The organism is Sphingomonas sp. Leaf62 (assembly GCF_001421915.1).
Lineage (GTDB): Bacteria > Pseudomonadota > Alphaproteobacteria > Sphingomonadales > Sphingomonadaceae > Sphingomonas.
In genome coordinates, this window is the sequence record NZ_LMLN01000030.1 from 292003 (window position 1) to 313176 (window position 21174).

Consider the following 21174-nt stretch of genomic DNA (forward strand, 5'->3'; position numbering starts at 1 on the left):
CGGGCGAGCGTTCGGCAGGCATGGCGGCGGGCGGATACCTGGGCTAGACCGTCGGGCATGATCTACCTCCCCCACCCCACCGGCAACGTCGCGTTGCTGATCGATGCCGACAATGCCGGTGCCGCCTATCTCGATTCGGTGCTGACGGTGCTGGCCGAGTTCGGCACGGTCAATGTACGCCGCGCCTATGGCAATTGGGAAAAACCGGGGTTGAAGAGCTGGAAGGCGCTGTTGATGCGCCACGGAATCGAGCCGTTCCAGCAGTTCGACATCACCAAGGGCAAGAACGCGACCGACATGCGCATGACCATCGACGCGATGGACCTGCTGTTGCGCGGCCGTATCACCGGTTTCGGGATCATGTCGTCGGACAGCGACTTCATGCCGCTGGCGCAGCGCATCCGGCAGGAAGGGGTACCGGTCTATGGCTTCGGCACCGACCGCACGCCCGAGGGCTTCCGCGAAAGCTGCACCCGGTTCATCGATGTCGGGTCGCTGGATGTCGAGGATGTCGCGAACATGCCGCTGCCGCCGGCCATCGGCGGTGTGCCGGCCGCGGCGGCAACGCCGGCAGCGAAGCCGACCCCCGCCCCGGCGCGCAAGCAGCAGAAGATCGACGCCGCGCTCGTGAAGCTGTTGTCGGACGCCTATGACGCGTCGAAGGTCGACAAGCGCGGCTTTGCCAGCCTGTCGGAAGTCGGGCAGCGCGCCGCCAACCGGTCGAGCTTCGACACGCGCAATTACGGGTTCAAACGCTTGTCCGACCTGATCGAGAAGGTGAAGGCGTTCGAGGTCGAGCGGCGCGATACCGGGGTGTTCGTGAAGCTGGTTTGAGGGGGCTTGCCTCGGTCTCTCCGTTTGCTTCCCTGATCCCTCCGCTTGCTTCGAGCAGGTTCGAGCCTGTCGAGAACCGTCCGTCGAGAAGGGGTTCGTACTTACCCTTCTGTTTGTGCTGAGTAGGGACTGAGCGAAGTCGAAGGCCCGTATCGAAGTACCTGCCGCGCACAGTCCTTCGATACGCCATTTCGACAAGCTCAATGGCTACTCAGGACGAACGGTGAAAAGCGTTGAGAGGACTTCTCGACGGATAATTCTCGACTTCGCTCGAACCTGCTCGAAGCAAACGGCGGCAGGCAGGGAAGCCCCTAAACCTTCTCCGGCAACGGCATCGAAAACACTGCCCGCGTCCCCGGCCCAGCCTTCTCGAACGCCAGCGTCCCGCCCAGCTGCCTCGTCAGGCTGGTCACCATCCGCATGCCGAGGCTGGTCGGCCGCGATGCGGTCGGGTCCAGTCCTTCGGGTAGCCCGATACCCTGATCCGCGACCGTCATCGTCAGCGCGCCATCGGCGCACCGCGTTTCGATCCGCACCGGACCGCCACCCTCGCCATAGGCATATTTGACCGCGTTGGTGACCAGTTCGGTCAGCAGCAATCCCAGCGGAATGGCGGTGTCGCCGCTCACCACCAACGGCGCGATGTCGCACTCGATCGCATGGTCAGGGGCCTGTTCGCGCAACTGGTCGACGATGCCGCACAACAGTCGTTCGAGCGCGACGACGCCGACGCGCTCGCCCTGCCACAACTGATCGTGCGCCTGTCCGATCGCGACGATACGGGCCTGCGCGTCGCCCAGCATCCGCTGCACGCGCGGATCGTCGTCCTCACGCATTTGCAGGTTCAGCATCGCCGACACCATGGCGAGGCTGTTCTTGACCCGGTGCGACGCCTCGCGCGTCAGCAATTCCTGATGCTCGATCGCGGCGCGCAGATTATTCTCCGCCTCCAGCCGTTCGATCGCGACACCGATCAGGTTCGCGAAGCCCTGCATGAAGGCAAGGTCGTCTTCCTCGAACCGCCCGTCCTGCCGGCTATCGACCTCCAGCACGCCGAAGCGCTTGCCATTCGCCTCCACCAGCACGTTGATCGCGCGCTTCACGCCGTGGTCCGCCATGAAGTCAGGGGTGCGGAACCGCTTCTCGTCGCGCAGATGATTGGAAATCACCGGTTCGCCGGTCTGGAACGCAAAACCGGCCGGCGACCCGAGATCGTCACCTATCTCCGCCCCGCCGACGACGCCCTCGTTCCAGCCCACCCCGGCACGGACGATCAGCCCGCCGCGCGCCGTGTCGTGATGCAGGAACTTCGCGAGCCGCGTCCGCATTCCGTTGGCGGCCAGTTCGACCGCAGCACGGACGATCTCGTCGATATCGCGGCTGCGCAGCGCGACCCCCCCGAACCGGGCGAGAATGCGCTGCTGGTCGAGGCGATACCGGATCGCATCGGCGGGATCGTCCGACCCCGCCCCGTTTTCCTCGACCACCGGCATGCGCTCAGCGCGTCAGTTTCTTGTAGGCGAGACGGGTCGGACGATCGGCCGCATCGCCCATGCGGCGACGCTTGTCGGCTTCGTACGCTTCGAAATTGCCCTCGAACCATTCGACATGGCTGTCGCCTTCGAACGCCAGGATGTGGGTGCACAGGCGATCGAGGAAGAAGCGATCGTGGCTGATGACCACGGCGCAGCCCGCGAACGACTCCAGCGCCTCTTCGAGCGCGCGCAGCGTCTCGACGTCGAGGTCGTTGGTCGGTTCGTCGAGCAACAGGACGTTGCCACCCTCCTTCAACATCTTGGCGATATGGACGCGGTTGCGCTCACCGCCCGACAGCTGGCCGACCTTCTTCTGCTGGTCCTGCCCCTTGAAGTTGAAGGCACCGACATAGGCGCGCGTGCCCAGTTCCTGCTTGCCGAAGCGGAAGATGTCGAGGCCGTCCGACACTTCCTCCCACACATTCTTGTTGGGGTCGAGATCATCGCGCGACTGGTCGACATAGCCGAGCTTCACCGTCTGCCCGACTTCGATCGTACCGCCATCGGGCTGTTCCTGGCCGGTGATTAGCTTGAACAGCGTCGATTTGCCGGCGCCGTTCGGGCCGATCACGCCGACGATGCCGCCCGGCGGCAGGTTGAAGTCGAGATTCTCGAACAGCAGCTTGTCGCCATAGGCCTTGGTCAGCCCTTCGGCCTCGATCACCTTGCCACCGAGGCGTTCGGGGATCTGGATCAGGATCTGCGCCTTGCCGACCGCGCGATTCTCCTGGTTCTTGACCAGTTCGTCGAAGGCGCGGATGCGGGCCTTGGACTTGGTCTGGCGCGCCTTGGGCGTCTGCCGCATCCATGCCAGCTCGTCCTGGATCGCCTTGGCCTTGCCGGCTTCGTCGCGCTCTTCCTGTTCGAGGCGCTTGGCCTTCTTTTCCAGATAGCCCGAATAGTTGGACTCATAGGTGTAATAGCGCCCGCGATCGAGTTCGAGCACCCAGTTGACGACATTGTCGAGGAAGTAGCGGTCGTGCGTCACGAGGATGACGTTGCCGGTATATTCCTTGAGGTAATTTTCGAGCCAGCCGACGCTTTCGGCGTCGAGATGGTTGGTCGGTTCGTCGAGCAGCAGGATCTGCGGCTTTTCGAGCAGCAGCTTGCACAGCGCGACGCGGCGCTTTTCACCACCCGACAGGTTTTCGACCGACGCGTCGCCCGGCGGGCAGCGCAACGCCTCCATCGCGATTTCGAGCTGGTTGTCGAGGCTCCAGCCGTCGACGGCATCGATCTTCGCCTGAAGCTCGCCCATTTCCTCCAGCAGCTTGTCGAAATCGGTATCGTCCTGCGGATCGCCCATCTCGGCCGAGATGGCGTTGAAGCGATCGACCAGATCGGCGACCGGGCGCACGCCGTCCTTGACGTTCTCCATCACCGTCTTGGTGTTGTCGAGCTTGGGCTCCTGCGCCAGATAGCCGACCTTGATCCCGTCGGCGGCCCACGCCTCCCCGGTGAACTCGGTGTCCATCCCCGCCATGACCTTCATCAGCGTGGACTTGCCCGCGCCGTTGGGACCGATGATCGCGATCTTCGCGTCGGGCAGGAATTGCAGATGGATGTTGTTCAGCACCGGCTTGTTCGCGCCGGGGAAGGTCTTGGTCAGACCCTTCATCACATAGCTGTACTGTACGGCCATTGCCGAAGGCTCCGTTTCGAATGTCGGGATGGGGTATAAGCGTCTGCCGCGATGTAGCGACGGGCCGGTGACTTGGCAACGCGGGGGCATTCGGGCGAGACGGACCGAACGCCCTTTCCCCACGCCCGCAAGGATTTGCGTTCTTCCAGGCTGACCGTATGGAACGGCACAGAACCAAAAAGGGGAACTCCATGCGCCGCCTGCTGCTCCTAGCCGCCCTTGTCCTGCCCCTGCCCGCGTTCGCGCAGCCGGTGGACGTCGCGGCGCTGCGCGATGCCGCGCTGAACGACATCGTCGCATGGGACATTACCGAAGGCCTCACCACCGAGATCGGTCCGCGCCTTGCCGGCACCCCCGACGAGGCACGCGCCCGCGACTGGGCGGTGGCGCGGCTGAAGGCATTGGGGTTCAGCAATGTTCGCATCGAACCCTATCAGATGCCGGTCTGGGTCCGGGGCGAGGAGCGCGCCGCGATCGTCAGCCCCTTCCCCCAGCCGCTGGCCATCACCGCGCTCGGCAATTCGGGAGCGACGCCGGCCGGGGGACTGGAAGCGGAGATCGTCTATTTCCCGACGCTCGACGATCTGAAGGCGGCGCCGGACGGTAGCCTGAAGGGCAAGATCGCGTTCGTCAGCCACGCCATGGCCGCGACGCAGGACGGGTCGAGCTATGGCGCATTCGGCGCGGTCCGCCGCGCCGGACCGGCGATCGCCGCGCAGAAGGGGGCGGCGGCGATCGTCATCCGCTCGGTCGGCACCGATCATCATCGCAATCCGCATGCCGGCGGCACCAGCTTTCCCGCCGGTACGACGCCCATCCCGGCGGGTGCGCTGTCGGTGCCCGACGCCGAACAGCTCGAACGCGTGCTCAAGCGCGGACAGCCGGTCCGGTTGCGCCTGACGCTGACCCCGCGCCAGATCGGCATGCGCGAATCGGGCAATGTCATCGCAGAGGTTCCGGGCAGCGATCCGGCCGCCGGGATCGTCCTGATCGGCGGGCACCTCGACAGCTGGGATCTCGGCACCGGCGCGATCGACGATGCCGCAGGTCTGGGCATCACCACCGCCGCCGCCAAGCGGATCATGGACGCCGGCCGCCCGCTCCGCACGATCCGGGTCGTGTGGTTCGGCGCGGAGGAAGTGGGCGGCGTCGGCGGTGCGGCTTATGCCAAAGCGCATGCCGGTGACCGCCATGTCGTGGCCGCGGAAAGCGATTTCGGGGCCGACCGGATCTGGAAGTTCGACGTCGCCCTGCCCCCCGAATCGGCCGCGATCGGAGACCGTCTTGCGACCGCGCTGGCCCCGTTGGGAATAACCCGCGGCACCGCTGTCGCGGGCGACGGCACCGATATCGGTCCGACGCTGGCGCAAAATGTTGCCGCCGTCGATCTGGCCCAATCGGGGCTGCGCTATTTCGACCTGCACCACACGCCGGACGACACGCTGGACAAGGTAGACCCCGAACAACTGCGTCAAAACGTAGCGGCATGGACGGCGATGCTGGCAGTCGTTACGAATGCGCCGGAGCCGATCGGACCGTTTCGTCGCAAGTGACCACCGGTTCGCCATTGGTCGCAAAGCCCCATTCTTGCCACAATTGGCGATTGACGGCGGCGTGGAAGGCGCTATTGCGGCAACTTCGCGACGGCGGTGACGCCGGCCTTTCGCGAAATGGATTTCTCTGGGAGTTACCCTTATGAAGAAGATCATGCTCGTCGCCGCCGCAGCCGGCCTCCTCTCGGTCGCCGCTTGCAAGAACACCCCGACCGACAACGCCGCGGACGCAGCGTCGGACAACCTGGAAATGCTGGCCGACAACCTCGAAGCACAGGCTGAGAACACGTCGAACGAAGCCGTTGCCGCCGACCTGATGAACGCTTCGGAAAACGCCGAAGACGCGTCGGACGCGATCGAGAATTCGGCCGAGCTGAACGGCATGTAATCCATGTTCCCGCGCCCTTCGGGGCACGGGAAACCGGATTTCGGAAAGGGCGCCCCGGCAACGGCGGCGCCCTTTTTCGTGTGCGTGGAATCGTTACGCCGCCGATCCCACGATGGCGCGATTGAGGCATCATTGCGGCTTGCCGGTCGCCGGATTCTGGAAGGCTCGATCCGTCGTGGATAGTGCGGCACCGACCAACGTGTTGCGATCTACTCCAAATAGATGACAGGCGGCGGCAGTGGATCGCGCTATGGTTTCGGCCGTAGGCGGGAGGCGATCGATGACCGGACATCCGGGCAATTTCGGGAAATGGATCCTGCCGGTGGCGGCGATCTTGCTGTCGGCATTCCCCGCCCTCGCGCAACCGGCACCGGGGATCGCCATGCCGCCTGAAATCGGTGCGGCCTATGGCCAGCTGGGCAAGGCGATGATGGCGCATGACGCCGCCGGGGTCAGGACCGTCTGGGCCGAGGATTTCGTGGTCAACGCGCCGAACAACGCCGTCCTGCACCGCGAGGAAGTGATCGCGGCGATGGCACAGGACCTGATCGACTATCGCGATTTTCGCAAACATATCACGCTGATCGACCGCAAGCCCGAGGTCACCGTGGTGATGGGCTATGATACCATGGTCCCGATCAAAGGACCGGGTGCCGGCAAGCAGGTGATGCGCCCCTTCACCGATGTCTGGGCCAGGCGCAGCGGCGGATGGCAGCTCATCGCCCGGCAGGCGACGATCGCCGCAGTGCAGTAAGCCGGTACCGGCTCGGCGTCGCCACTTCGGGAGGTCTCATGCCCTATCGCCACGCGCACCGATGGCTGATCCTGTTGTTTCCGATGATCGCCCTCGCCTTCTGGCCCGGCTATTTCGGGCGATTGGGGACCGCACCGTTCGCGCTGCATGCGCACGGTATCACCGCGACCGCATGGCTGGCGCTGCTGACCGTACAAAGCTGGTCGATCGCCACCGGCCGCATCGCGTGGCACCGGGCAAGCGGCCTCGCCACGTTCGTCGTCCTGCCGCTGTTCGCTGCGGCAGGTCCGCTCGCGCTGCACAGCATGGCATCGTCGTGGCGGACCGATGCCGATCCATTCCACGCCGCCTATGGCGCACGGTTGGCGATCGCCGACCTGATCGCCGGAGCGGCCGTGATCGCGATGGTCGCCTATGCGCTCTGGCAGCGGCGTCGGGTGGCGGTGCATGCGTCGGCGATGCTTGCAACGGCGCTGCTGGTGCTGCCGCCGATCCTCGGGCGGTTGCTGCCGGCGGTCCCCGGCTATCCGAGCGGCGGCGTGGCGGGGTTCGACGGATTTCTCCTGTCGTTCGAACTTGCCAACCTCCTTACGCTGCTGATCGCGATCATCCTTGCGATGCGCAGGGAGGCGCGCGGTGTCGGCTTCGCCTTTGCCGCGATCGCAACCGCCGCGCAGATGATCGCGTTCGAGACGATCGGCGATACCGCCGCGTGGCATCGTTGCGTGATGCTGCTGACCGACATGCCGCCGGGGCTGCTGGCAGTCGCCGCGATGGTGGCGAGCGGGGCGCTGCTATGGTGGGCATGGCATCTGGTCCCGCCCCGTACGACGGTGCGGCGCGATATTGCTCCTACCGGTCTTTAGCGATCGATGATGCGCTCCCCTCACCGTCCGCCATCCTGCGCAACGGGGTGGTAAGGTCGGACGGAGCAAAGTCGGGCGGCGGGGACGCGTGACAAAGACGATGCCGCTGCATTCGCGCAGCTTGACCGGGAGGCGTGCGCGACCGACGTGGCCCGGATGATCGATCCACGCGCCGCGATACTGGACCTTCTCGCGCGTCGCGCGGCAGGCGCGACGATCTGCCCGAGCGAGGTGGCACGTGCGCTGTCGCCGGAGGACTGGCGCAGTATGATGCCGTCGGTCCATGCGGCGGTCGACAGGCTCGTTCAAGACGGATCGGTGCGGCTGAGCTGGAAGGGGAAGCCATTGGCGACACGGTCGGGACCGTACCGGATCGGCCGTTTCGGCGACGATTGAGGTCAACTCCCCCTCCCACACCGGTCGGCAGTGCGCTACCCTGCGGACATGGCGAAGAAGAAGCGCTACCTGACCGCGACGATGGCCGACGGCTATGTGAAGACGATCGGCCCCACCGCCGCGCCGTTCACGCATTACTGGCGTATCGTCGCGCACCTGCGCGACGGAAAGACCGAGGTCTTCTGGGGACACGCCACCTCCGTCCGGGAAGCGGCGAGCAAGAAGGCGCTGACCGAACAGGCCGCGCGGCGGCACGGCTGGAGGGGCTTCGATTTCGAGATCGCCGAGCTTACCGAACATTGATGCGCTGCGTCCGGCGGGCGGCTGATTGTGGCCGATCGGACGTTCGTGATCGCCGGTCGCATCGGGCACCGAGCGGCGCTAAAGCGGAACGATCCCGGGCAGCTTGCCTGCCGACGCGCCTCGAAGGATGCCGATCATCTTCCTCGTCTTCCTGATACCCGCGATCTACGTCGCGTCTCGCACCCTCTGGCCGCTGGCGTTGCCGCTCTGGAGCAAGATCGTCGTGGCGCTGCTCCTGCTCGTCATATCGCAATATCACCTCTGGAGCAGGCTGTCCTCGGGTTCGGTCTTCGCACCCGAGTTCCCCCGCCCGGTCGTCATCCTCTTCAACTGGGCGTTCGGGGCGCTGGTGCTGCTGTGGCTGGTTCAGATCTTGCTCGATCTCGGGCTGCTGGCAACGGCAGTCGTCCGGTGGCAAAGCGTCGGGCTACCGGATGCGGCGCGATATGGCGCGGCCGGTCTGGCGGTGGTGGCCAGCGCGATCGCCGTCGCCAATGCGGTGCGGGTCCCCCCGATCCGGGACGTCGACGTGCAGGTCGCGGGTCTGCCGCCGCAATTCGAAGGATATCGCATCCTTCAATTGACCGATCTTCACATCAGCAAGCTGTTCCCCGGCGCCTGGGCAAGCGCCGTCGTGACGCGCGCCAACGCGGCCGGCAGCGACGTGATCGTCGTCACCGGCGATTTCATCGATAGCTCGGTCGATATGCGACGCAAGGATGTCGAGCCGCTTCGCGCGCTTCGGGCTCCTGATGGCGTCTGGGCGATCCCGGGCAATCACGAATATTTCTTCGACTATGACGCATGGATGCGGCACCTGACCACGCTCGGCTTCCGGATGCTGCCCAATGCCCATATGGTCATCCGGCGCGGCGGCGCGGAACTGGTCGTCGCCGGCGTAACCGATCTGTCCGCCCCAAGCGTGGGTGAGGCAGGCCCGGACCTCGGTCTGGCGCTGCGCGGCGCACCGACCGATGCGCCGATCGTCCTTCTCGATCATCAACCGCGGCAAGCCCCGGACGCCGCCGCAAAGGGTGTGTCGCTCCAACTGTCCGGCCACACGCATGGCGGCATGATCGTGGGTCTGGATCGGCTCGTCGCCCGCGCAAACGGTGGTTTCGTCGCTGGCCGCTATCAGGTTGGTGACATGACCCTGTACGTCAGCAATGGCACCGGGCTGTGGCCGGGGTTCGCGCTCCGCCTCGGCGTGCCATCGGAGATGACCCGCTTCACCTTGCGGGCCAAGACGTAACGGGCTGCTGCAGCCATCAAGATTGATGGTAGCACCCGATCACCATCATCAACACCGCATGACCATGTCGCTGGCCGTTGCGCGAGGCATGGCCCTCAAGGCCAAAGGCTATCGCACCGGCCCGTTCCAGACCGAAATCGTCAACGTCCCCCTCCAGCGTGCATGACCTGCCGGCGTTCTCCCGGCTTGGCGGCTCTGATCGATCACTGCCCGAACGTGCCGCCTCGAGTTCGGCGCGGGAGCAGCCGTTCTTCGAATATCGGGCAGACAAGGCGTCGTTGCTGCCGCTCGATCTACATCCGCTCCTGCGGTGATGGATGGCGCGCGCCTAGCCACATGCGGTTCGATGTCGCGATGAGCGAGCGGCGGGCGGGCATGGTCGTCGAGGCGGACCGCACGAGCATGCGGTATCACGAGTTGACCGATCTGATCCCCGAGCGTGGCAAGCCGAACATGATGGTCAGCGCCAACGAGACCGAACGACCACACTCGTCACCTGGCTACGCTACCCAGGTCGCTGCGGCAGCCCGCAGATGACGCGCGAAAACGGCTTGCGCCGCTGGCAGAAGCGGGGGGGGGTTCAAGCGAACCACCGACGGCGAGCACGCATGGCCGGTCGCATCGAACACCATCGGCCAGGGCTTCACCACGACAGCACCCGACCGGAAATGAAGCGTGGGCCTCTCCTGCACCTGAACGCGGGCGGGCGGAGCCGATCACGGTTTTACAACCCGGTGCAGCGTCATCCCGCGCTCGACTACATCAGCCTGGCGCAATGCAAACCAACCGTACCGAACGGAGCAAATACTTCACAACGCAAGCGGGGCAGGTCCACCTAGACCTTGATCCCGTCGAGCGGCATCTTGAGCAGGCGTGGTCGCGTTGCGGCGATGTGCAGAATCAGTTCGCCGAACAGACCATTGGCCCATGCGAACCAGTCGCGGCTGAACTTGGCGGCATCGTCCTTTTCAAACGCCTCGTGCATGAAGCCGGTGCCGGCGTGGGTCCGCTTGAGCGTGGCGAGGCATTGCAGGATGGTCGCGTCGTCGGTCGTGCTGAGCGCACGCACGATCAGCGACATCGGCCAGATATAGTTCACCCCCTGATGCGGTCCACCGATCCCCTCGCCCGCCGTGCCCTTGAAGAACCATGGGTTCGCCTCGCTCCACGCGGCCTTCGCGGTACGCTGCCACCGCGCGTCGTCGGCGGAAACGCAACCGAGCCACGCAAGGCTCGACAGCGACGGCACGTTGGCGTCGTCCATGAAGATCGCGTTGCCATAGCCGTCAACCTCATAGGCCCAGACGTCACTTCCATCGGCCAGCCGCATGATACCATGCTGCGCGGTCGCGGTGGCTACTTCGTCGGCCAGTCGAACGGCGTCGTCCGCCAGCGCAGTGTCGCGACGGGCTTCGTTGGCGACCTGCGCCATTTCGCGCAGCGTCGTCACCGCAAACAGGTTGGCTGGCACGAACAGCGAATATTGGCAGGCATCGTCCGACGGGCGGAAACCCGAATGGATCATGCCGTTCTTGCGCGTCGGCGCGCCATAGCCGGCGAGCAACGTCTCGGTCGGCTGGCGGCTGGCGCGCTGAAATTTATACGGACCCAGGCCGTCCTTGCGCTGCTGTTCGCGGAAGGTACGCACGATCGCGCGCATCGCGTCGGCCCATTGCGCGTCGAACGGCGCGGCATCGCGAGTCGCACGCCAATAGCCGTGCGACAGCCGCATCGAATAGCAGAGCGAATCGATCTCCCATTTCCGCTCGGCGACGCCGGGTCGCATCTCGGTATCGTCCGCCTTGGCCCAGGATAGCGCGGTCGGCGCGCTCGGGTCTTCCATGAAGGCGTTGGCATAGGGATCGATCAGAACACTGCGCGCATGGCGGGCGATCAGTCCGCAGAACAGTTCGCGCAGCTTCGCATCCTGCCGGGCGAGATGCAGATAGGATTTCACCTGCGCAGCGGAATCGCGCAGCCACAGGCTCGGAATGTCACCGGTAATGACGAAGCTGTCGGGTTTGCCGTCGACCGTCGCCATCCGCACCGTGGTGTCGAGCGTGTTCGGATAGCAATTGGCGAACAGCCACGCGACTTCCGGATCGGCGATCATCCGGCTGACCCGCGCAATTTCCTGTTCGACCGCGCTGCTGACGAAGCGACGGTCGGCGGGCGCGGGACGCTTGCTCGGGAAGCGAGCGCCCGTTCCCTGCCCCGCCGCGACCGGCGCGATCCCGGCGCTTGCGAGGCCGGCACCCAGCAGCGCACCCCGCACCATCAGATTACGTCGGTCGGTCGGCATCACGGTCCTTTCATCAGCATCACGGGACCGTTGCCCTGCAATGGCCGCCGAGGAAAGCCTGATGCGACGGCTTTGCCTCGTCAGGAACAAGGAGGCGGTCCGATCGTGCCGGTCCGGCGCGTTGCGTCGCCATCTGCGCCATGTCACAACCGCGCCATCCCGTTGTCCCGGAGGTTCGATGCGTTCGTTCTTGCTTGCCCCCTGCCTGACCTTCGCCGCATCGGCACTGGCCCAGACCGCCCCCGCCCCCATCTCGATCGAGACGGTCAAGGAAGCGACACGCGTCCTGTCGTCGGACGCCTTCGAAGGCCGCGCGCCGGGCACGCCGGGCGAGGAAAAGACGCTCGCCTATCTGGCGCAGCAATTCGCCAAGGCGGGGCTGAAACCGGGAAACAAAGGCAGCTGGTTCCAGGACGTGCCGCTGGTCGAGATTACCAGCCGCAACGTCGCACCGCTAACCTTCACCGGTGCCGGCAGCCCGATTGCGCTCAACTATGGCCCCGACATGGTCGTCGGCACCTATCGCGTGACGCCGAAATCGACGGTCGCGAACAGCGACGTCGTGTTCGTCGGCTATGGCATCAACGCCCCTGAAAAGGGGTGGAACGACTATGCCGGCACCGATGTGCGCGGCAAGACGGTACTGATCCTCATCAACGATCCCGATTATGCCAGCCAGACGCTGAACGGCCCATTCGGCGGCAAAGCGATGACCTATTACGGACGCTGGACCTACAAGTTCGAGGAGGCGGCGCGGCAGGGTGCGGCTGCGGCGATCATCATTCACGACACCGTCCCCGCCGCCTATGGCTGGAACGTCGTCCAGTCGAGCTGGACCGGCCCGCAACAGGTGGCCGACGCCGCGAACAACCATATGGACCAGAGCGAGGCGATCGGGTGGATACAGTTGGCTGCCGCCAAGCAACTGATCGGTGCGGCGGGCAGGAATTACGATCAACTCGTCGCTGCCGCGCAGACCAAGGGCTTTCGCGCCGTGCCGCTGACGGGCGTGAAGGCGAGCGTGTCGTTCGACAATCAGGTCCGGCGTCACGCATCCAAAAACGTGGTCGGCATCCTGCCGGGCACCAAGCGTCCCGACGAAATCGTGCTGTTCACCGGCCATTGGGACCATCTCGGCCGGTGTGAGGCAGCACCCGATGGCGACGATATCTGCAACGGCGCGATCGACAATGCGACCGGCACCGCGGCGCTGATCGGGCTGGCCGAGGCCAATGCGAAGGCGGGGGCGACCGAACGCAGCCAAGTATATCTGGCGGTGACCGGCGAGGAATCGGGCCTGCTCGGATCGGCCTATTATGGCGACCATCCGATCTATCCGCTCGCGATGACGGTCGGCGGGATCAACATGGACGCATTGTCGGTGGCTGGGCTGGCACGCAACATCGTGGTCGTCGGCAAGGGCAAGTCGGAACTCGACACCTATCTGGACCGCACGCTGACCGCGCAGGGCCGGGTGGCGGAGGCCGATCCGATGCCGCAGAACGGCTATTACTATCGCTCCGACCATTTCAGTCTCGCTAAGCATGGCGTGCCGATGCTCTATCTCGATTCGGGCGACGATCTGGTGACCGGTGGCAAGGCGGCGGGAGAGGCTGCGGCCAGGGACTATACCGACAAGCGCTATCACGGACCGAAGGACGAATATGATCCGAACTGGAACTGGGCGGGTGTCGCGCAGGATCTGAACCTGTTCTATACGATCGGGCGCGAGTTAGCGAACACGACCGCATGGCCCAATTGGGTAGCCGGCGACGAGTTCCGCGCCATTCGCGATCGCAGTCGCAGCGGCAAATGAGCGCCCGAACGCGCTGAGATCGCGTACCATGCTGCTTTGGCGGGACCATCGCGATCCGCCGAACGGTTCGGCGGGCGTGCGGCGGTGGACGGAGCGACGCGGCCCCGCCGCCACGGCCAATTCCGACTATCGTCGATCGATCGATGGAGCCTAGCCCGCGCCCCGGCGTTCCGCTTGCGCAACGACCAATTCCGGCACAATCGCCGGCCGTAATCAGTAAGGCAGTACAGCATGGCAATTGTTCGACAGCGCGTGGAATCCGGTGGGTTCGTCATGTTCCTTGCGCTGGTGACCATCGGATTGACGATGGTCGTATCGAGTTTTGCCAGCGCGCTGCTGTGGGCCGCACTGGCGGCGCTTCTGTTCCAGCCGCTGTTCCAGCGCCTGTTGTTGTGGCGGCCGGGGCAGCGCAATCTGGTTGCGGCGCTGACGCTGCTGATCATCACCGTCGCCGTCGTGATTCCGGCGGTCATCATCGCCGGCATGGTCATGGATCAAGCGGCGGGCGTCTATACCCAGTTGCGCAGCGGCCAGATCAATTTCGCGACGTATTTCGAGCAGGTGCACAGCGCCCTGCCGCTGCGGGTCCAGCATGCGATCGACAATGCCGGCTTCGGCAGTTTGGAACGGGCACAGTCCCGCATTTCGCAGGCGATCGGCGCGAGCGCCAGCGTGCTTGCCCGCAGCGCCTTGTCGATCGGCGCGAATGCCGCTGCGTTCCTGCTGGCATTCGGCGTCGGACTGTACGTGACCTTCTTCCTGTTGCGCGACGGGGACCGGATCGGACCGGCGGTGGTTCGGTCGCTGCCGCTGGAGCGCGACGTCGCGTGGCGGCTGGCCGACAAGTTCAACGCCGTCGTCCGCGCGACGGTCAAGGGGTCTGGCGTCGTCGCTCTGGTGCAGGGCGCGCTGGGGGCGATCACCTTCTGGATCGTCGGCTTGCCTGCTGCCTTGCTATGGGGCCTCGTGATGGCGATCGCCGCGCTGCTGCCGGCGGTTGGACCGGCGATCATCTGGACCCCGGTCGCAATCTATCTGCTGGCGACCGGTGCCATCTGGCAGGGGGTGGTCGTGATCGCATCGGGTGTGCTGGTGATCGGCCTTGCCGACAATATCCTGCGGCCGCTGCTGGTCGGGCGCGATACCGGCATTCCCGACTGGCTGGTGCTGGTGACGACGCTGGGCGGTATCGATCTGCTGGGGTTGAGCGGGATCGTCGTCGGTCCGCTGGCAGGCGCGCTGTTCATCACCGCTTGGGGCATCCTGACCGAGCAACGTGCGGCGCAGGCCGACGCCGAAGAAGAGAAATCAACGGCATAGCTTGTAACGGCGGTCGGGTCCGGTCATCCTGCGGCGATCGTTGCCGGAGAGAAAAGTCATGGAAATCGGCCGTCGCGAACTGATCCTTTCCGCCGCCGCCCTGTCGATCGCGCCCGGTTGCGCGTCGTTCGGTCAGCCCGGCCGCAAGCTCGGCTATGCCATCGTCGGTCTGGGAGGATATGGGCTGGGGCGGATCATCCCCGAATTCAAGAATTGCGAGCATAGCCGCCTTGTCGCCGTGGTCAGCGGCGACCGGGCGAAGGCCGAACGGGTGGCGACCGAATACGGACTTCCCGCCAGCGCCATCTATTCCTACCAGAATTACGACCGCATCCGCGACAACCCGGATATCGATATCGTCTATGTCTGCCTGCCCAATGCGATGCACGCCGAATACTCGATCCGCGCGTCGCAGGCGGGCAAGCATGTCCTGTGCGAAAAGCCGATGGCGGTATCGGTCGCCGAATGCGAAGCGATGATCGCCGCCGCGCGCAAGGCGAACCGCAAGCTGATGATCGGCTATCGCAGCCATTTCGAACCGCATAATCGCGAAGCGATGCGGCTGGCCCGCAGCGGCGCGGTCGGCAGGACGCGCTATGTCCGGTCCGAACATGGCTTCAATTTCGGTGACCCCAATGCGTGGCGGCTGAAGCGTGCGTTGTCCGGCGGCGGGTCGCTGATGGATATCGGCATCTACGCGTTGCAAGCGGTACGCTACATGACCGGTGAGGAACCGGTCGCCGTGACCGCACGCGAATCGACCGACCGCCGCGACCCGCGCTTCCGGGAGGTCGAGGACATGATCGATTTTACGCTCGACTTCCCTTCCGGGGCGATCGGCAGTTGCCAGTCGATGTACAGCGCCAACCGCAACCAGATCCTGCTGATGGGCGAGAAGGGCCGGATCGAGATGGAGCCGGCGACGGGCTATAGCGGGCAGCGGCTCTGGGTGGGCGGCGATCGCGAGCGGCAGGTGACCCCGCCGCCGGGGCCTGGCAAGAACCAGTTCGCCGCGCAGCTCGATCACCTGTCGCAATGTGCGATCGGCGGCCGCGAACCGATCGTGTCGGGGGAGGAAGGGTTGCGCGATATGCGGATCATCGAGGCGATCTATCGATCCGCGCGCGAAGGGCGAACGATCCGGCTGGAACCAAGGACATGATGCTTGCCGCGTTCGCGCTGTTGCTCGCTGCACAGGCGACGGACCCGACCAGTTTCGCGAGCGATGCGATCATCGCCGCCGAGGTCGAAGCAATGGGCAAGGCGATGAAGCCCGATCAGGGCTTTGCCTGGAAACCGCTGGTCCGAGATGGCGATCGGGTCGCGGCACTGGAATATTGGAAGGCGCCGGGACGCCCGGCAGTCCATCCCGATCAGGCCGAATATGCGATCGTGATCGCCGGTGCGGGTACGCTGCGATCGGGTGGCACGATGGTCGGCGGTCGACAGACCCAGACGGGCCTGATCGAGGGCGACCACATCGTCGGCGCTACCGAGCGCCAACTCAAGCCCGGTGACGTGATGCTGATCCCGGCGGGCGTGCCCCACTGGTTCGGGATCACCGGCGACCGACTGGTCCTGTTGGGGACCAAGTTGCCGACGAAGTGAGCGGGCAGGCGCGGTGCCCCTGCCCGCCCGACCCAATCAGAACTTCACACCGGCGCGGGCATAGAGATACCGCCCGTTGAACCCGAACGGCGAGAAGCTGGAATAAGGAATGAAGTAGTTGTTGATCGCCGTCGCGCCGAGGATCGGGTTGCGCGTCGGATAGACGTCGAACAGGTTGTTCGCGCCGATCGCCAGTTCGAACTGACCCGGCGTCGCGCGGATTTCCAGGTCGGTCAGCCACTTGGGGGCCAGTTCGACGTCGGTCGCGGCCGCTCCGCCCGGCGACAGGGTGTTGCCGAAGCGGTTGGTCCGCGCGGTCACGCCGAAGATGCCCTGCGACCAGTCGAGACCGGCATTGACCTTCGACCGCGGCTGTCCGTCGGTCAGGCGCAGCGATTCCTGCCGTCCGAACAGGGTGACACCGGGGATCGCCGACAGCGTCGAACGATCGGTGATGTCGGTCTGGTTATAGTTGTAGCCGGCGGTCAGCGTGACGCTGCCGATGCCGAGGTCGGGCACACGGTAGGTGCCGACGACTTCGACGCCCTGCGTCCGGGTGTCGATGCCGTTGATGAAGAACCGCGCCGAGGTGATGTCCTGAATCCCGGCACCCCGCAGCACCGCGACGACCGCCGCCCCCTGAAGATTTTCGGACAGGATGACCCGGTCGTCGATCTTGATGTTGTAATAGTCGGCGGTCAGCGTCAGCCCGCGGATCGGCGACAGGGTCAGGCCGCCGCCGATATTGAGCGACTTTTCGGCCTTCAACTGGCGCGAACCGAGCGCGCGGGCGACCGGGTCGCCGACGCGGAACGTCCCGATCTCCACCAGCGTCCCGCCGATATTCTGCGTGGCGAACGACGAGAAGAACTGCTGCGCAAGGCTCGGCGCGCGGAAGCCGGTCGAGATCGACCCGCGCAGGGCCGCCCATTCGACGGGTGCGAAGCGCGCGGCGAGCTTGCCGTTCACCGTATCGCCGAAATCGCTGAAATGTTCGTACCGGCCTGCGGCGACGACATTGAACGCATCGCTGACCTTGCCGTCGAGTTCGACATAGCCGGCAAAGCTGTCGCGCGACGCGTCGACCGCAGTAGTCGGCGAGAAGCCGGGGAACCCCTGCGACCCAGCAGCGGCACCATTGCTGAACGCGAACGGCCCGGCGGCGTAACTTTGGAGTTCACCGGCGACGATCTTGTAGTTCTCGTTGCGATATTCGCCGCCCAGCGCCAGCGAGAGTTGCGACAGGAAGCCGACGGCGATGTCACGCTGCAGGTCGAGGTTTACGGTCTGCTGCCCGAACCGGGTCCCGCCGGCATTGAACGCCCGTTGCGATTGCGGCCCGAACGACGCGTTATAGCTGTTCTCGATACGGAAATCGAAGCTGTTCGTGCCATAGACATAGGACAGGTCATAGTTGAACCCGGCCACATCACCCTTCACGCCCAGCGCGCCGGAGAAATCCTCCATCTGGCTGGTGATCAGCGGCAGGAAACCGTCGGCATAGAACGGCGTGCAGACCGTGCCGGTGAAGGTGCAGTTGCGCAGATCCTGGATATTGCCGTTGGCATCGCGGCCCGAGGCGCGGCGGTAGAAGGCGGCGCTTTCGCCGTCGCGAACGCCGTAGCTGCCGAAGATATAGAGTTCCGACGTCGCACCGAGATCGACGCCGCCGTTCAGGAAGAAGTTGAAATCGGTGGTCTTCGCATCGCCATAGCGGTGGTTGACGCGGTCGTAGCTGAATTCGCGCGGATCGACGCCGCCGGTTGACAGCAGCGGATAGTTGCGACGCGGGTCGTAACCGGCGCGGTCGGTGGGTTCACGGTCGCGATATTCGCCGGTCAGGTTCAGATAGGCGGTCTCGCCCATCGGCAATCCCATGTTCGCGGCGAAAGTCACGGTGCGCCCGTCGCGCACTTCGCGGTCACGGCCGGTCTCTTCGAGCACATAGGTGCCGTCGGCGCGGACCTGCGGCTGGCCGTTCGATTGCCGCGCGATCCCCGATACCTCGGCGACGCCCTCCATCTGCGAGATATACTTGCCATAGGTCATCGTCGCGCGACCGCCTTCGCGGCGCTTGAGCTGGACGTTGATGACGCCGGCGATCGCGTCCGAACCATATTGCGACGACGCCCCGTCGCGCAGCACGTCGATCCGTTCGATCGCGAGGCTGGGGATGGTGTTCAGATCGACCGCCGACGATCCGCGCCCGACCGACCCGTTGGCGTTGAGCAGCGAGGTGGTGTGACGACGCTTGCCGTTGACCAGCACCAGTGTCTGATCGGGCGACAGGCCGCGCAGCGTCGCCGGACGGACCACGTCGGTGCCGTCGGTGATCGATGGTTGTGGGAAGTTGAACGACGGGACCAGCTGGTTCAGCAGCTTGTTGGTTTCGGTATAGCCCGCATTGACCAGCGCGTCGCCGGTAATGACGTCGACCGGCACCGGGCTTTCCGCGACGGTGCGGCCCTGTGCGCGGGTGCCGACGACGACGATCTCCTCGCCAGCCGGTACATCGGCGGCGGGCGGCGGCGCATCGGCGACCTGCGCAAAGGCCGGCATGGCGGTCAGTGCCGTCGACAGAAACAAGGCGGTGAAAACCGGTTTACGCATGAAAATCTCCCCGGGACTGGCGTTTACGGCCAGTCGTTGCGCGGCCTAGTTCCACCGGGACATTTTCTGGCGCAAGCCTACGCCATATGGCGTAACACGATTGTCACGCCCCTGTTGCCGCGCCGCAACATCGGTTTCGCAGGCGAATCGTCGGTTCGGCATTGACAGGGGCGGCTCGCTTGCCTAGTCACGATCCACTTGCCGTGTGGGGTATCTCCACGCGGACATATTGTATTTGGGAAAGAAGCAAGGGCCATGTTCGCAATCGTGCGCACGGGCGGCAAGCAGTATCGCGTTGCCGCAGGAGACAAGATCGTCGTCGAGAAGCTCGATGGCGAAGCTGGCAGCAACGTGACGCTCGGCGACGTGCTCCTTGCCGGCGAAGGTTCGGAACTGAAGTCGGTCGAAGGGCTGACGGTTTCGGCAGAAATCATCGCGCAGGCGAAGGGCGAGAAGGTCATCGTCTTCAAGAAGCGCCGCCGGCACAACTACCGTCGCAAGAACGGTCATCGCCAGCAGCACACCATCCTGAAGATCACCGCGATCGGCGACCAGCGCGCCGACGAAACCGCCGCCGCCTGAGCGCATACGAGGAGTTTGAACCATGGCACATAAAAAAGCAGGCGGTTCGTCGCGTAACGGTCGTGATTCGGCCGGCCGTCGCCTTGGCGTGAAGAAGTTCGGTGGCCAAGAAGTGGTCGCGGGCAACATCATCGTGCGTCAGCGCGGCACGAAGTTCTATCCGGGCGTGAACGTCGGCATGGGCAAGGACCATACCCTGTTCGCACTGGTCGATGGCCGCGTGGCGTTCAAGGAAGGCAAGCTCGGCCGCAAGTTTGCGTATGTCGAGATGCCGGCGCTGGCCGCAGAATAACGGGCTACCAACCGGGTCGCCCACCAGGGTGACCCGGGTTCCGGCAACGGAACCAGCCAACAAGAGGGAGGCGGGTCACCCCGGCTCCCTTTTTTATTGCTCTCTCCGCCCCCTGCCCGCCTCTTGCGGAGGCGCGGCGCATTGGAGAGACGCCGATGTTCGCCCGTACCGAACGCCTGACCCTGCGCCCCGGCTGGATCGAGGACGCCCCCGCGCTTGCCGCCGCGATCGGCCACGACGCGGTCGTGCGCAATCTGTCGCGTGCGCCTTGGCCGTACACGCTGGCCGATGCCGAGGCGTTCGTGGCCGGATGGCAGGGCGATCCCGGTCCGAACTTCCTGATCTTCGCTCATGATGGTGGCTGCTGCGACCTGATCGGCGGGGTCGGGATCGGTCCGCTCGGCGATGTTCCGTACATGATGGGATATTGGCTGACGCCGTCGGCATGGGGACGCGGCTATGCGGTCGAGGCGGGACGTGCCGCGCTCGACGTCGCGGCGACGCTGGGCATCGGGCGGGTCGTTGCCGGGCATTATGTCGACAATCCGGCGTCGGGCGCGGTGCTGCGGCGGCTCGGCTTCGTCGCGACGGGCACGCGCAGTTCGATCCATGCGCGCGCACGCGGCGTCGATGTCGAGACGATCGACTATGCGATCGATCTGGCCGAGCGGCGACAGGATCGACGGCTGGCAGCCTGAAGCGACGGAACGCTCGCACCGTCCGGCTGGTTGAGGGCGGACGGCGCTGTTGCCGCAGGAGAGGACGCCCGCGATGATCGATCCCGACACGCCCGAACAGGAAGAAATGGAAGAAGTACAGGAAGAAGCCGCCGAGGAACGTGAGGAAGAGGGCGGCTATCAGTGATTGGTCGGTCGGGGCGCGGCATCCTGCCCGCCTCGATCATCCGTCGAGCAGGTCGAGATAACCGACGACGTCATTGCTGGTCTGCAGGTACAGACCGGCCTGTATTTCCTCCGGCTCGCGGGCGGCTGCGGCCATCGCTTCGGCGAGCGTGCCGTACAGGATGGTCGTCGCCACGCCGCCTTCATCGTCGAGGTGATAGAGGCGGACCGCCGCTTCTTCCGATACCGTTCGCATCGGCCTGTCCTGCCCCGGCGGTG

The 21174-nt window shown here is 65.2% G+C and carries 21 protein-coding genes; 16 read left to right on the forward strand and 5 right to left on the reverse strand.

Going from position 1 to position 21174, the window contains the following annotated elements; translation table 11 throughout:
• Nucleotides 1-57 precede the first annotated feature (57 nt).
• Nucleotides 58-834 (forward strand): NYN domain-containing protein, encoded by a 777-nt coding sequence (locus ASE91_RS16655; RefSeq protein WP_055999885.1) that lies wholly within the window; start codon nt 58-60, stop codon nt 832-834.
• A 311-nt stretch (nt 835-1145) separates the two neighbouring features.
• On the opposite strand, the gene ASE91_RS16660 is transcribed toward ASE91_RS16655, so the two are convergent.
• Both ASE91_RS16660 and ettA read right to left on the reverse strand, forming a co-directional pair.
• On the reverse strand, nt 1146-2321 hold the full coding sequence (locus tag ASE91_RS16660) for a sensor histidine kinase (protein WP_235530541.1): 1176 nt from the start codon (nt 2319-2321) through the stop codon (nt 1146-1148).
• A 10-nt stretch (nt 2322-2331) separates the two neighbouring features.
• On the reverse strand, nt 2332-4011 hold the full coding sequence (gene ettA, locus ASE91_RS16665; RefSeq protein ID WP_056628208.1) for an energy-dependent translational throttle protein EttA: 1680 nt from the start codon (nt 4009-4011) through the stop codon (nt 2332-2334).
• 191 nt (nt 4012-4202) lie between these two features.
• Here ettA and ASE91_RS16670 point away from each other — a divergent pair, with 191 nt between their 5' ends.
• From ASE91_RS16670 to ASE91_RS16705, 8 genes are all read left to right on the forward strand, one after another.
• A complete protein-coding gene (locus ASE91_RS16670; RefSeq protein WP_056628211.1) occupies nt 4203-5564 on the forward strand; it encodes a M28 family peptidase in 1362 nt (453 codons plus the stop codon).
• A 142-nt stretch (nt 5565-5706) separates the two neighbouring features.
• A complete protein-coding gene (locus ASE91_RS16675; RefSeq protein WP_055999903.1) occupies nt 5707-5952 on the forward strand; it encodes a hypothetical protein in 246 nt (81 codons plus the stop codon).
• Between the two features lie 280 nt (nt 5953-6232).
• Entirely contained in the window at nt 6233-6706 is a 474-nt protein-coding gene (locus ASE91_RS16680; protein WP_056628214.1) for a nuclear transport factor 2 family protein, read from the forward strand.
• A gap of 38 nt (nt 6707-6744) precedes the next feature.
• The gene (locus ASE91_RS16685) at nt 6745-7572 is read left to right on the forward strand and encodes a hypothetical protein (RefSeq protein WP_056628219.1); all 828 of its coding nucleotides are present in this window, start codon (nt 6745-6747) and stop codon (nt 7570-7572) included.
• Nucleotides 7573-7728: 156 nt separating this feature from the next.
• On the forward strand, nt 7729-7968 hold the full coding sequence (locus tag ASE91_RS16690) for a DUF3253 domain-containing protein (RefSeq protein WP_056628828.1): 240 nt from the start codon (nt 7729-7731) through the stop codon (nt 7966-7968).
• 48 nt (nt 7969-8016) lie between these two features.
• Entirely contained in the window at nt 8017-8271 is a 255-nt protein-coding gene (locus ASE91_RS16695) for a hypothetical protein (protein WP_056000205.1), read from the forward strand.
• A 127-nt stretch (nt 8272-8398) separates the two neighbouring features.
• Entirely contained in the window at nt 8399-9523 is a 1125-nt protein-coding gene (locus tag ASE91_RS16700; protein WP_056628222.1) for a metallophosphoesterase, read from the forward strand.
• 336 nt (nt 9524-9859) lie between these two features.
• Nucleotides 9860-10060, forward strand: coding sequence for a hypothetical protein (locus tag ASE91_RS16705; protein ID WP_056628225.1), 201 nt, complete (start codon nt 9860-9862; stop codon nt 10058-10060).
• Between the two features lie 298 nt (nt 10061-10358).
• Here the strand turns inward: ASE91_RS16705 and ASE91_RS16710 are convergent, their stop codons facing one another.
• Nucleotides 10359-11825, reverse strand: a complete 1467-nt coding sequence (locus tag ASE91_RS16710; protein ID WP_156357894.1) for a glycoside hydrolase family 125 protein — start codon at nt 11823-11825, stop codon at nt 10359-10361.
• Between the two features lie 178 nt (nt 11826-12003).
• Between ASE91_RS16710 and ASE91_RS16715 the strand changes: the two genes are divergently transcribed.
• From ASE91_RS16715 to ASE91_RS16730, 4 genes are all read left to right on the forward strand, one after another.
• A complete protein-coding gene (locus ASE91_RS16715; RefSeq protein ID WP_056628228.1) occupies nt 12004-13641 on the forward strand; it encodes a M28 family peptidase in 1638 nt (545 codons plus the stop codon).
• A gap of 231 nt (nt 13642-13872) precedes the next feature.
• Nucleotides 13873-14961 carry an AI-2E family transporter gene (locus ASE91_RS16720; RefSeq protein ID WP_056628231.1) on the forward strand — a complete coding sequence of 363 codons (1089 nt, stop codon included), beginning with the start codon at nt 13873-13875 and terminating at the stop codon, nt 14959-14961.
• A 58-nt stretch (nt 14962-15019) separates the two neighbouring features.
• Complete coding sequence (locus ASE91_RS16725) at nt 15020-16123, forward strand: Gfo/Idh/MocA family protein (protein WP_056628234.1); 1104 nt, start codon at nt 15020-15022, stop codon at nt 16121-16123.
• On the forward strand, nt 16120-16569 hold the full coding sequence (locus ASE91_RS16730; protein ID WP_082449721.1) for a cupin domain-containing protein: 450 nt from the start codon (nt 16120-16122) through the stop codon (nt 16567-16569). Before ASE91_RS16725 ends, ASE91_RS16730 begins: the two co-directional genes overlap by 4 nt.
• A 36-nt stretch (nt 16570-16605) precedes the next feature.
• Here ASE91_RS16730 and ASE91_RS16735 read toward each other — a convergent pair whose 3' ends face one another.
• Complete coding sequence (locus ASE91_RS16735; protein WP_056628240.1) at nt 16606-19179, reverse strand: TonB-dependent receptor plug domain-containing protein; 2574 nt, start codon at nt 19177-19179, stop codon at nt 16606-16608.
• Between the two features lie 255 nt (nt 19180-19434).
• On the opposite strand from ASE91_RS16735, the gene rplU reads away from it, so the two are divergent.
• The 3 genes from rplU to ASE91_RS16750 all read left to right on the forward strand — a co-directional run bounded on the left by rplU (nt 19435) and on the right by ASE91_RS16750 (nt 20751).
• Nucleotides 19435-19761 carry a 50S ribosomal protein L21 gene (gene rplU, locus ASE91_RS16740; RefSeq protein WP_055999926.1) on the forward strand — a complete coding sequence of 109 codons (327 nt, stop codon included), beginning with the start codon at nt 19435-19437 and terminating at the stop codon, nt 19759-19761.
• 22 nt (nt 19762-19783) lie between these two features.
• On the forward strand, nt 19784-20053 hold the full coding sequence (gene rpmA, locus ASE91_RS16745; protein ID WP_055999929.1) for a 50S ribosomal protein L27: 270 nt from the start codon (nt 19784-19786) through the stop codon (nt 20051-20053).
• A gap of 155 nt (nt 20054-20208) precedes the next feature.
• Nucleotides 20209-20751 (forward strand): GNAT family N-acetyltransferase, encoded by a 543-nt coding sequence (locus ASE91_RS16750; RefSeq protein ID WP_200910862.1) that lies wholly within the window; start codon nt 20209-20211, stop codon nt 20749-20751.
• Nucleotides 20752-20953: 202 nt separating this feature from the next.
• On the opposite strand, the gene ASE91_RS16755 is transcribed toward ASE91_RS16750, so the two are convergent.
• Complete coding sequence (locus tag ASE91_RS16755; RefSeq protein ID WP_056628242.1) at nt 20954-21151, reverse strand: hypothetical protein; 198 nt, start codon at nt 21149-21151, stop codon at nt 20954-20956.
• Nucleotides 21152-21174 lie beyond the last annotated feature (23 nt).